The organism is Gemmatimonadota bacterium (assembly GCA_039715185.1).
GTDB lineage: Bacteria > Gemmatimonadota > Gemmatimonadetes > Longimicrobiales > RSA9 > DATHRK01.
The window spans coordinates 1-11,356 of the sequence record JBDLIA010000028.1; the positions used below are offsets into that span (position 1 = coordinate 1).

General features: G+C 68.5%; 10 protein-coding genes. All 10 read left to right on the plus strand.

The window, feature by feature from the left end; translation table 11 throughout:
• Positions 1-1,407, plus strand: a 1,407-nt coding sequence (locus ABFS34_07095; protein ID MEN8375199.1) for an asparagine synthase C-terminal domain-containing protein, incomplete at its 5' end; no start/stop codon positions are given.
• Positions 1,404-2,240: a methyltransferase domain-containing protein gene (locus ABFS34_07100; GenBank protein ID MEN8375200.1), complete on the plus strand. Its 837-nt coding sequence runs from the start codon at positions 1,404-1,406 to the stop codon at positions 2,238-2,240. The genes ABFS34_07095 and ABFS34_07100, both read left to right, overlap by 4 nt.
• 22 nt (positions 2,241-2,262) lie before the next feature.
• On the plus strand, positions 2,263-3,366 hold the full coding sequence (locus tag ABFS34_07105; protein ID MEN8375201.1) for a glycosyltransferase family 1 protein: 1,104 nt from the start codon (positions 2,263-2,265) through the stop codon (positions 3,364-3,366).
• A gap of 118 nt (positions 3,367-3,484) precedes the next feature.
• Positions 3,485-5,134, plus strand: a complete 1,650-nt coding sequence (locus ABFS34_07110; GenBank protein ID MEN8375202.1) for a PIG-L family deacetylase — start codon at positions 3,485-3,487, stop codon at positions 5,132-5,134.
• Positions 5,135-5,532: 398 nt separating this feature from the next.
• Positions 5,533-6,279: a methyltransferase domain-containing protein gene (locus ABFS34_07115; GenBank protein MEN8375203.1), complete on the plus strand. Its 747-nt coding sequence runs from the start codon at positions 5,533-5,535 to the stop codon at positions 6,277-6,279.
• Positions 6,276-7,205, plus strand: a complete 930-nt coding sequence (locus ABFS34_07120; protein MEN8375204.1) for a polysaccharide deacetylase family protein — start codon at positions 6,276-6,278, stop codon at positions 7,203-7,205. Before ABFS34_07115 ends, ABFS34_07120 begins: the two co-directional genes overlap by 4 nt.
• The gene (locus ABFS34_07125; GenBank protein MEN8375205.1) at positions 7,202-8,437 is read left to right on the plus strand and encodes a glycosyltransferase family 4 protein; all 1,236 of its coding nucleotides are present in this window, start codon (positions 7,202-7,204) and stop codon (positions 8,435-8,437) included. The genes ABFS34_07120 and ABFS34_07125 overlap by 4 nt, the downstream gene beginning before the upstream one ends.
• Complete coding sequence (locus ABFS34_07130) at positions 8,434-9,444, plus strand: sulfotransferase (GenBank protein MEN8375206.1); 1,011 nt, start codon at positions 8,434-8,436, stop codon at positions 9,442-9,444. The genes ABFS34_07125 and ABFS34_07130 overlap by 4 nt, the downstream gene beginning before the upstream one ends.
• Positions 9,441-10,328, plus strand: a complete 888-nt coding sequence (locus ABFS34_07135; protein ID MEN8375207.1) for a glycosyltransferase — start codon at positions 9,441-9,443, stop codon at positions 10,326-10,328. Before ABFS34_07130 ends, ABFS34_07135 begins: the two co-directional genes overlap by 4 nt.
• The gene (locus ABFS34_07140; GenBank protein ID MEN8375208.1) at positions 10,325-11,287 is read left to right on the plus strand and encodes a glycosyltransferase family 2 protein; all 963 of its coding nucleotides are present in this window, start codon (positions 10,325-10,327) and stop codon (positions 11,285-11,287) included. Before ABFS34_07135 ends, ABFS34_07140 begins: the two co-directional genes overlap by 4 nt.
• Positions 11,288-11,356: the final 69 nt, after the last annotated feature.

An 11,356-nucleotide genomic window follows, 5' to 3' on the forward strand; every position in this document is an offset into this window, starting at 1 on the left:
CCCGTGGCGATCGACTACTACCTGTCTCTGCGCTGCATCCCGCCGCCCCTGACGATGCTGCGGGGGGTGCGGAAGCTGGCGGCCGGCCACCTGCTCTTCTGGCGCGACGGCGAGGTGCGGACCGAGCGCTACTGGGGGCTTTCGTTCGCGCCCGATGAGTCGCGCTCGGACGCCTCTTGGGTGGAGGAGCTGGAGGCCCGCCTGGACGACGCGGTACGGTCGCACATGGTGAGCGACGTGCCGGTGGGCGCCTTTCTGTCGGGGGGACTCGACTCGGGCGCCGTGGTGGCGGGAATGGCGCGCAATTCAGAGGCGGCGTTCGCCACGTTCTGCGTCGGGTCCGACGAGGTTACCTTCGACGAGCGCGAGCACGCCCGCGCGGTCGCGGCGCACTGCGGCACGACCCACCACGAGGACTCCGTGGGGCCCGGCCTGATAGGCGATGTCCGCCGTATGGTGGCAGCGCTCGACGAGCCCTCCGATCCCATCTCCGCGTGCCTGTTCGAGGCTGCGCGGCTCGCCTCCCGGCACGTCAAGGTGGTGCTCACGGGCGACGGCGGCGACGAGGTGTTCGCGGGGTTCGACCGGTACGCGGCTTTCGACAGGGTAGGCAGATACGCGGCCCTGCCGAGGTGGCTGCGGGAGGGCGTGCTACGACCCATGATCCGGCGCATTCCGCAGGAGTTCGGCTACAAGAGCCTGCCCCAGAGGGCGCGCTGGCTGGACGCCGTGTCCGCCGCGGACCCCGCGCGGCGGTACGCGCGCATGACGACCTTCTTCCGCTTCGGAGAAGCGGAGAAGCAGTGGCTGTACGGACCCGCGCTCGCCGGGCCCCTGAAGGGCGCCGACGCCGAGGCGGCCGTGGCCGAGCCGTTCCGCGCCGCGGACGCCCGGGATGCGCTGCACCGCATGATCTCGGCGGACCTGCTCACGCGCCTCCCCGAGCACACGCTCATGCTGGCCGACCGCACGAGCATGGCGCACGGACTGGAGGCCCGCGCCCCGCTGCTGGATCACGAGCTCGCGGAATTCACGTCTCGCATGCCCGCCCGCCTGAAAGCCGAGCGCGGCAGAACGAAGATCGCGCTCCGGCGCGCGGTGCGTGACTGGCTTCCCGCCAAGATCGTCTCACGTCCGAAGCAGGGGTTCATGTTCCCCGTCGCTTTCTGGCTGGACCGGGATCGATTGAACACAGTGCGCGACTCCCTCGCGCGCGGGCCCCTGGTGCGGGCGGCGTGGATCCGCGAAGAAGCCCTGGACCGGCTCGTGCGGGAACACCTCGCGAGACGCGAGGACCACCACGTCCGTCTCTGGATGCTCCTGAATCTGGATGCGTGGTATCGCATCTTCGTCGACGATGACCCGGCGACCGTCCCCCGGTCGCCCCAAGCACAGGTGAACGCATGATCGGGACACGGTCGCGGGAGGCCGCGCTGGATCCGCAGCTCGAGCGGACCAGCGCGTCGGTGAGGGACTACTGGGACGCCCACACGCTGGGGTTCCAGTACGTGTCGGATGAGAGCATCGAGGTCGGGACGCCGGCGTTCTTCGACCACATCCGGCCCTGGATGAATCCGTACAAGTTCCCCTGGATAATGGACCGGATCGAGCGAGAGTCGGCCGGGCTGCGGGGCAAGACGCTGCTCGAGATCGGCTGCGGCATGGGCTACGACAGCCTCGAATTCCTGAAGCGCGGCGTGCGGGTCACGGCGACGGATCTGACTCCGAACGCGGTCCGCATCGCCGAGCGCCATTTCGAAGTCGAGGGTGTGCGGGCGGACGACGTGCGCGTGGAAAACGCTCTCTCTCTGTCGTTCCCCGACGAGACCTTCGACGCGGTCTGGTCCAACGGCGTGCTGCACGCCACCGGAAACACCGAGAGGGCCATCGCCGAGGCGCGGAGGGTGCTCAAGACCGGCGGCCGGGCGATCATCTCGCACTTCTACCGCAAGCCTTCGTGGATGTGGACGATCCACCGGCTGGGCCGCGAGAACATCGAGTACAAGGAAGAGGACCCGCCGGTGAACCAGTTCTATACCGACGAGGAAATCCTCGCCATGTTCAAGGGCTTCCGGATCGAGGAAGCAACGCACGAGCACCACAGGGCGCTGCCGGCGAAGCGAAGCGGGCTCAAGGCTGCGCTTTATCACTACGGCTTCAAGCCGCTTTACAACGCGCTGCCCGAACGCACGGCGCTCAAGTGGGCCTACAAACTCTCCGTCACAGCGGTCAAGGTGTAGCGGGCGGTAGGGGGACACACCCATGCGAATCGGCCTGATGCTGCGCGCACTGGATGAAAGAGGCGGGGTCGGCGTTTACGCGCGCAACCTAACAGAGGAACTGCTGGCGCTGGACAGGCACAACCATTACGTGCTTCTGTACCGCAGCGCCGAGCAACTAGGGCGGTTTTCGCACTATCCCAACGTTACCGAGCGGGTAGTGCGCGCGCCGGGCAAAGCGCTTTGGGACCAGATTGCGGTTCCCTGGCGGCTGTGGCGGGACCGCGTGGACGTGGTGTTCCACCCCAAGTTCACGGTCCCTCTTCTGGCCCCGTGTCCGTCTCTCATGGTGCTGCACGGAGCGGGCTGGTTTCTGACGGACTTCTTTGGGAAGTGGGACGTGCGTTACGTCAAGCTGGTCATGCCCCTCTACCTACGTCGGGCGACAAAGGTGCTGGCGGTATCGCCGGCCACCAAGGAAACCTTCAACGCAGTCTTCAACCTCCCGGATGGCCTGATCCAGACCGTCTATTTCGGTCCGGCCAGCCATTTCAGGCGCGTCGAGAACCCCGATCGCCTGGCCGAAGTCCGCGCTCGCTACGACCTGCCTGACCGTTTCGTCTTCACGCTGACCAAGGCAAACGGCGGCGAGCGCAAGAATATCGCGGGAATCCTGGAAGCCTTCCGCCTCCTGCATTTGCGGACCGGCGGCAAACTCGTCATCGGGGGCAAGGGCTGCGAGCGATTCTCGGAGGACTACGGCGTATCCGAGCAAAGCTATGGACCGGATGTCCTGTTTCCCGGTTGGATCTCTCAGGAGGATCTGCCTGCTGTTTATTCCCTGGCAGACGTCTTCCTGTATCCCTCCAACCTGGAGTCCGCATCGATCCCACTCATGGAGGCCATGGCGTGCGGAACGCCCATTGTGACGTCGAGGGTGCCAGACATGATGAATGTCGCGGACAACGCCGCTGTCTTCGTCGACCCAGCGCGCCCCGATGAGATCGCGGAGGCGACGCAGAGGGTGCTCGAGGATCCCGAGCTGGCCCACCGCCTCGGGGAGCGGGGTCTGGCACGCTCCAGCATCTTCAGCTGGAAGAAATGCGCTCAAGAGACTCTGGACCTCATAGAGGCAGCGGCCGCGTGAGCCGATCGCGGGGCAGGGAATGCGCTCTTGTGCGGGACTGCACGGACGCGTCGGAGCGGGCCGGCAACGAGCCTTCGGCGACCGTGGAGGCCAATCCCATCGGTGCCTCGAGCCGTCCGTGACACCTGCGCCCCCCCGCACCGAGCAAGAGCCGGGCGCGCGCGGGCTCGGTGCCTTCCCGGGTCCCGTTCTCGTTCTCGCGCCGCATATGGATGACGAGACGCTCGCGTGCGGGCGCCTCTTGGCCGCGCTGGCGACCGCCGGGCGGACCATCCACATCCTATACGCCACGGATGGCGCCCGGTCTCCCCGCGTACGCGAGGACGACGCGCAAGCCGTCGTGCGGTCGAGAGCTCGCGAGGCCCACTGCGCCGCCGCCGCCTTGGGCCTTTCGGCGCATCGGCTTTCATTCCTCGCGCTGCCCGATGGGAGCCTCGCCCGCCACACAGTGTCGCTTACACGCGGCGTCGGTCGCTTGTGGGACGGCGTGCGACCCGGCTCCGTGCTGCTACCCTTTCGCTATGACCGCCACCCCGATCACCTGGCGTTGCATCGCGCGGCGCTCGCGTGCGCTGGTCGCGCTCCCGGACGGCCGGTGCTGTGGGAGTACTTCGTTTACTACCGTTGGCGCCTGGTGCCTGGCGGGGACGTGCGACGTTGCGTGCGGGAGGACGTGATCCATGAGCCGGCAACGCTCGTGTTCTCCGAGCACAAGCGGCGTGCCCTTGAGTGTTATCGCACGCAGACGACCGTCTGGGCACCGGGACAACGGCGGGCCATCATCCCCCAGAGCCGGGTGGAGGAAGTGAGCACGGCGCCCGAACTGTTTGCAAAGATGGAGGCGGGCGGTCGCTCGCCCCTTGCGCCCGGCGTTAGATCCTGGGTACGCGTGACGCACCGCCTGGAGCCGAAGCTCAAGCAAATCAAGGACACGGCGGCCGACATGGCCCATGGCGCTGTCACGATGCGGCGGGGCCGCCGATCCCGGCGGCTGGCGCCTGCCGACGGCGCGGCCAGCGAGGTCCCGCCGCCAACGCGCGTAGTGGTCTTCGCGAGCCCGTTCCCCCTGCCCGCAGAATGGCTTTTCCTCGCCCGGGTCGATGCGCACCCGAAGCTTGAGCTCACGGGCGTGCTGTGCCGTGGATCGGGCACCGGCGGCAGGGAGCGCATGGTGGACGCCTGGCGACGGCGGGGATGGCTCGCGCCGGCGGTGCTCCTGGCCGACTACGGTCGGCGATACCTGCAGCGCGCGGGACCCGATCGAGCGACACGCGTTCGCCTTCGACGTCGATTCCGAGTCGCACCGAACGTACATGCGCCGGACGTTCTTCGGTGGGCCGAGTCGTTGAGGCCGGACATCGGGGTCGTGTACGGCGGCCCGATCCTGAAGCCCGAACTGTTCGATATTCCCACGCGGGGCACGCTGGGCGTGCACCACGGACAGCTTCCGGAATATAGGGGCAAGAAGACCATCTTCTGGGCGATGTTCAACGGTGAGAAGAGCGCCGGCGTAACGATCCAGAAGATCAACACCGGGTTGGACACCGGCGAGGTGATTCGCGAAGGTGCGGTCCGGATTCGCGGCCGGTCCTACGGCGCAGTTTCCCGCGAGGTCCAAGCGCTCGGAGTAGACCTCCTGCTCGACGCGATTCTTGCCAAAGGGCAGACCGGATCCGGGACGAGCCGTGGAAGCGGTGGCATGTTGTATCGCGACCCGAGTGCAGCCGACATCGCGCGCTTTGTCGTGAGCCGATTCAGGAGCAGGTGAGCGTTGCGTTGCCACATCGCCTGTCGCGCCGAGACCAGCCGCCCGGAGATCGCGGTGCGGTGTCGCGAACGCATGAGCGAGGCCAATCGCGCGCCATTCCGGGGCCTTCGCGAAGGGAAAGGTGTCGCTCAGTCGCGCGATCGGGTCGACGCCGGCTGGCACGCGATGTGGAGTAGGATTGAGAACCAGTGCGTGCGGCAATCCAGTGCCGCGCGACCTCGCGCAAACACGGGGATCAGCGTTGGCCAGCGATAGGGCATTTCGAATCGGACCCATGCCGCGGGCTCTCGGTGAGCACGGGGCGGTGAGAGCCTGCGTCCGATGTCCAGCGGTGAGGGAGCCGACCACCCGGCGGCGCACTCTGCGCGGCGCCGGGCGAGAGCGACGGAGCTGACACATTGGGTATCACCCGGTCCCTCTTCCGCCGCTTCGTGCCGTCCTCCATCCGCAGGCGCCTGACGCGGCTGGCGGTCCACCCTCCGGTTGGCTCGGTCGACTTCGGCGACCTTCGGGTGACGCGGCCGATCAGCACCAACTGGGGGTATGACAGAGGCACGCCGATCGACCGCCACTACATTGAGCGCTTCCTGGAGGCCCACGCCCGCGACATTCGCGGACGCGCCCTCGAGGTGAAGGACGACACGTACGTGAGTCGATTCGGCGTCGCGGTGGAAAGCGTGGACACGCTGCTACCGCACCGCGAGGGGAGCGCCACGGTCGTCGCTGACCTGACCCGACCCGAGCAGCTACCGGCGGATACGTACGATTGCTTCGTGTGCACCCAGGTTCTCCAGTTCATCGACGACGTGGCGGCCGCAATAGCGGGGTGCCGGAGGGTCCTCCGTCCGGGCGGAGTCCTGCTCGTCACCGTGCCCGCGATTTCGCGCACCGAAGGAGCTCCCGAGGACTCTTCCGGGGACTACTGGCGCTTCACGCCCCGTTCGGCGGAGCGTCTGTTCGGCGCCGACTTCGGCCCGGACGCCGTCCGGGTCAGCCTGTACGGCAACGTGCTGAGCGCCACCGCCTTCCTGCACGGTCTGGCGGCCGAGGAGTTGACGGCCGCGGAGTTGGACCTCGCCGACCCCGAGTTTCCGGTCATTGTGGGAATCCGGGCCCAGGTCGGCCCGGAGTCGGCGAACCCGTGAGGGGTGTCGGCGTGGCGCGGCGATTCCTGCGTCGACGGCTGGACCGTTGGCGGCGAGGGGCCTTCATCCTCCTCTACCATCGAGTCGAGGACGATGGCCCGGATCCGTTCGGGATCCGCGTGACTCCCGCCCGGTTCGAGGAGCAGCTCGCCATGCTGCGCGACCGCTGGACGATCGTGCCCATGGCCGACCTCGTGCGGGCGCTGCGCTCCGGCAGGGACGTGCGTGGGTGGGTGGCCATCACCTTCGATGACGGCTACGAGGACAACCTCAGGTTGGCTCTGCCCGCGCTGCGTGAAGCGGGGCTACCGGCCACGGTTTTCGTCGTGTCCGACGAGCTCGGGCGGCGCTTCTGGTGGGACCGGCTCACCAACCTCTGGGCGACGCGGCGCGGCGCCCCGGACACCGGCGAGTTCTTCGCGCTGCACCGGCGGCTGCGGGGCACCGAGCCGGGAGCCCGCGATCGTGAGCTGGACGCGCTGGCCTCCGAGCCGGCGCTGGCTGGCACGCAAACCGCCTCGGGCCGTCCGCCGCGCGCGATGACCGACTCCGAGGTCGCCGAGCTCGCCGCCAGCGGACTCGTCGAGATCGGAGCACACACGCGCAACCACCCCTTCCTCCCGGACCTGACTCGGGAGCGCCAAGAGCGGGAGATCGGCGGCGCCAAGGTCGTGCTGGAGGAAGTCATCGGCCGACCGGTGCCCGGTATGTCGTACCCGTACGGCGGATTCGACGGCGCCAGCGTGGTTGCCGCCGGGAAAGCCAGCTTCGACTACGCTTGCGCCGCCGCCCCCGGCGTGTGCACAACCGCTTCGCCCCTCCTGAGCCTGCCCCGCGTCACCGCTCTCGACTGGTCGGGGGACGAGCTCGACACCCATCTCCGCGCGCGCGCTCCCGGCTCGGCTCGGCCCGGGAGCCGGCCGTGACGCGGGCGCTCCGCATCGTCCTGCTGACCGAGACCTACGCGCCGCAAGTGGGAGGCGCGGAGACCCAGGCGCGCCTGCTGGCCGAAGGCCTCGCGGCCCGCGGGCACCGGTTGCTGGTCGTGACCCGCCGTACCAGCCGCGACCTGCCCCGCCGCGAGGTTCTGCTCGGCGTGCGCGTACGGCGCGTGGGCCCGGTGGGCTCGCATCACCTGCTCAAGTGGGGCTTGGTTGGCAGCGTCCCGCCGGGCGCGCTGGGCGCCCTGCGAAGCGCCGACGTTCTCTTTGTCTCAGGCCTGAGAGTGCTAGGGATCCCGGTCCGGCTCACGTCCCTTGCCGCGCGCGTCCCTTGCGTGCTCAAATCGGACAATAATGGCGAGCTTTCAGGGGCTTTCTTCGAGCGCGGCCTGCGGAGGCTCCGGTTGCGCACCGACAGCGCCGCCGTGCGCATCGCCATCGCCGCGCGCAACCGGCTGCTCCGTGGGGCCAACGCCTGGGTGGCAATTTCCGAGGACATAGCGACCGAGTACGAGTCTCACGGCGTGCCGGCCCCTCGCATCCACCGCATTCCCAACGGCGTGGATACCGAGCGCTTTCGACCTGCCTCCGAGCAGGACCGCGCCGCGCTGCGTAGGCGGCTCGGCCTCCCCGCAAGGGCACCGGTGGCGATCTACACGGGGCGACTCGTGTCCTACAAGGGGCTGCCCGAGCTACTCGAGGCGTGGCGCTCCGTGCTGCGCCTCCACCCCGATGCGATTCTCCTGCTCGTGGGGCCTGGGGGCCTGGACATCCACAACTGCGAAGCCGAACTCCGCGGATTCGTGGATCTGCACGAGATGGCAGAAAGCGTGCGCTTCACAGGCGTCGTCGACGCGGTAGAGGACTACCTGCGCGCGGCTGACGTCTTCGCGCTGCCGTCGCGCAACGAGGCGTTCGGGTTGTCGCTCGTTGAGGCCATGGCGTGCGGGTTGCCGTGCGTGGCCACCCCGGTGGGGGCCATGAGAGAGATCGTGCGCGACGGGGACAGCGGCCTGTTGGTGCGCGCGGGCGATCCTGAGGCTCTTGCGCGGGCGCTGGCCGACCTGCTGGCGGGCGGGCCGGAGTCCCTGGCAATGGGGGCCAGGGCGGCGGAGTCTGTCCGCGGGCGCTTCGGGGCGAACGCCGTCATCGGGGCCTACGAGGATCTCTTCCGGCGGGTGTCGGCTCGTGTGACGGCGCAGGAGGAGCTTGCGTGAACGTGAAGAAGGCGCCACCGCTTCAGCCGATACTCCCCAACGTGTGGCACGCTGCGAGACGCGCCCGAGTCTACTCGTACCGGCTCCTCCACCGCGACAGGGGTGGCGATCCCGAGCGCGCCGTGGCGATATTCGGTTCGGGGCGAGGCGGTACGACATGGCTCGGAAGCTTGATCGCGAGCGGCCTCGGAGCCCGAATCGTATTCGAACCGTTCCACCCCAGCTGCGTGCCGCGGGGCAGTCGCTTCGGTCTTCATCCGTATCGGCGCCCGGACGAGCCGGACGACGAACTGCTGGACTTCTGCCAAAGGGCTTTCGGCGGCCTGATCAACACCACCTGGGTGAATCGGCAGCCGACAGTGCTCCGCCCCGACGGCCGCGTCGTGAAGTGCGTCAGGGCGAACCTGCTCGTCGGGTGGTTGCGCGAATGGCTACCCGAGGTCCCCAAGGTCATGATCGTGCGACACCCCGCGGCGGTCGTACTCTCGCGGATGGAGGCCGGCTGGAAGTCGTCGATGGACTTCGAGGCGCTGTTGGCTGACGAGCACCTGGTCGAGGATCATCTTCGCGAGCAGGCGGACTGGGCCCGGGCCCTGGCGACGGACGAGGAACGCCACGCTTTCGCGTGGGCCGTGCACCATCTCGTCCCGCTCGCGCGAGGCCTCGGTGACGGGATCGAGTTGGTCTTCTACGAGGATCTCGTGCGCACCCCGGACGACGAGTTGAGGAGGATCTTCAGGGGCATCGGGCGGGCGCCGAGCGGTTCCGAGCGAAACCAGGTATCGACTCCGTCCTTCACGTCTCACGGGGACAGCGCGGTAGTTGCTGGATCCGACAAGCTGCACCGCTGGGAGAGCCGGCTCGGCGCTACGCAAGTGCGGCGAATACTGGACGTGGTTGAGCGCTTTCAGTTGGACTGGCTTTATGGGGCCGGAGTGCTTCCGTCCGATTCGGCCAGACGCCGGCTGGCCTACCCGGGGACGGCGGCGGAGCGCGGGGAAGCTTGAGTTTCGGCAAGCCCGTGGCGGACGACCTGTCGGTGGTCATCCCCACCGTCGGTCGACCGATCCTCCTCGAGTCGTTGCGACGGATCGCCGCCGGCGATGTCCTGCCGAAGGTGGTGGTGGTAGCCGATCAGAGCGGCGGATCCTATCCGTATGAGCAGTGGGTCGAGGAACTCGGTGTCAAGGGACTCACCGTGGATATCGCGGACGATCCCGGCACGGGGCGGTCCTCGGCGCTGAACCGGGGACTCGCTCGGGTGACGGGCCGCTTTGCCGGGATCACCGACGACGACTGCTTCGCCGAGCCCACGTGGATCGCCGCGTTAACGGCGCGCCTTAGGGCCGAGCCGGATGCGATCGTATCCGGCCGGGTAGAGTCGGTCGGAGAGGAGCCGAACGTGGATACCGCTACCTCCGGCGCCGAAAGGCGGGCCACACGACCGTCTCTGACGTTCGACCCGCTGGCCGGCGGCAACGTGGCTTTCTCCCTGGACACGTACCGGCGCGTCGGCCCGTTCGACGAGCATCCGTCGCTGCGGGCGGCCGAGGACGGTGACTGGGCCTACCGGGCGTTGCGGCGCGGAGTGCAGATCGTGTACGCGCCCGAGGTCGCTGTAGCCCACGCGTCGTGGCGCGATGAGGACGAACGCCGGGACCGTTACCGCGCCTACGCGCTGAGTCAGGCCGGCTTTTACGGCAAGCACATTCGGCGCGGAGACGTGTTCATCGCGCTCCGAGCCGGTGTCAATACCGCGCGGGCCGCTCGGCGCTGGGTGCGGGGTGTGGTAGGCCGGGATCCGGAGATGCGCGCGCACGGCTCGGCCTTCATGCGCTACCTGATTCCAGGAGTGCTCGCTGGACTCGGGCGCTCCCCGCGCGACGCATGATCGACAGCTCGCGCGAGCCCGAAGCGACCGCCCCGCCGGCTCCGACTCCCCGAGAGCCGAGCATCGCGGTCATTCTGCTGACCTACGATCAGCCCGACGACCTGTTCGCGTGCCTGGACAGTCTGCTGGCGCTGGAACAGGAGCCGCCCTTCCGCCTTCTGGTCTGGGAGAACGGGACGGGTATCGACACAGCTGGGGAGATGGCGCGCCGGTACCCATCGGCGCGTTACGAGCTTGCCGGTGAAAACCTGGGCGTCGCCGGGGGGCGCAACTCGGCTGCGCGGCTTGCGACCGAGCTCTGGGCCCCGACGCACCTGCTGTTCCTCGACAACGACATGGTGGTCGAGAAGGGCTTCGTTCGGGAGCTTGCCCGCGCCTTCCGGGACGACCCCGCGCTCGCCCAGGCGCAGGCCAAGCTGCGCATGATGACCGAACCGTCGATTCTCAACGACGGCGGCGGTTGCGACGTCCGGTTCTGGCTGGGGCGTACCCGCCCCGTCGGCATCGGCGAGGAGGACCGGGGCCAGTACGACAGCGTGCGTCCCTGCGTAGCGGCGGGCGGCGCTACCCTGACGAGGCGCGCCGTCTTCGAAGCACTGGGCGGCTTCGACACGACGTTCAACCCCTACGGACCCGAGGATCTCGACTTTTCGCTGCGCGTGCGGGAGGCGGGCCACGAATCGCTCTTCGTCCCTACCGCGGTAGCGTACCACAAGTACAACCGCACCTACGTCGGAAAGTCCTATACCGCCGCATATGCTAGGGGCAAGGCGCGCAACTGGTTTCGCCTGATGCGAAGGCACGCTTCAGCTCTGGATTGGCTGGGCTTTCTCGCCATCGGGGCGCCCCTCGGTCTCGCTCGCGCCGGGATCAGGGAGATCCGGCGCGGCAACGCCCGCGCCATCGGCGGGCTACTGAGGGGGGCGTTGGACGCGGTGTGGGGTCGGGTCAGGCCTTGATAGGCAAACGCCGTTCGCTTCAAGTAGAACCTCCTCAGTCGCCGCCACACCGGCCCTCGGCGCAGCCAC

What these genes read in the sequence shown, in the direction of transcription:
- ABFS34_07140 (MEN8375208.1), top strand. Translation starts at nt 10,325, where the DNA reads ATGATCGACAGCTCGCGCGAGCCCGAAGCGACCGCCCCGCCGGCTCCG.
- ABFS34_07100 (MEN8375200.1), top strand. Translation starts at nt 1,404, where the DNA reads ATGATCGGGACACGGTCGCGGGAGGCCGCGCTGGATCCGCAGCTCGAG.
- ABFS34_07105 (MEN8375201.1), top strand. Translation starts at nt 2,263, where the DNA reads ATGCGAATCGGCCTGATGCTGCGCGCACTGGATGAAAGAGGCGGGGTC.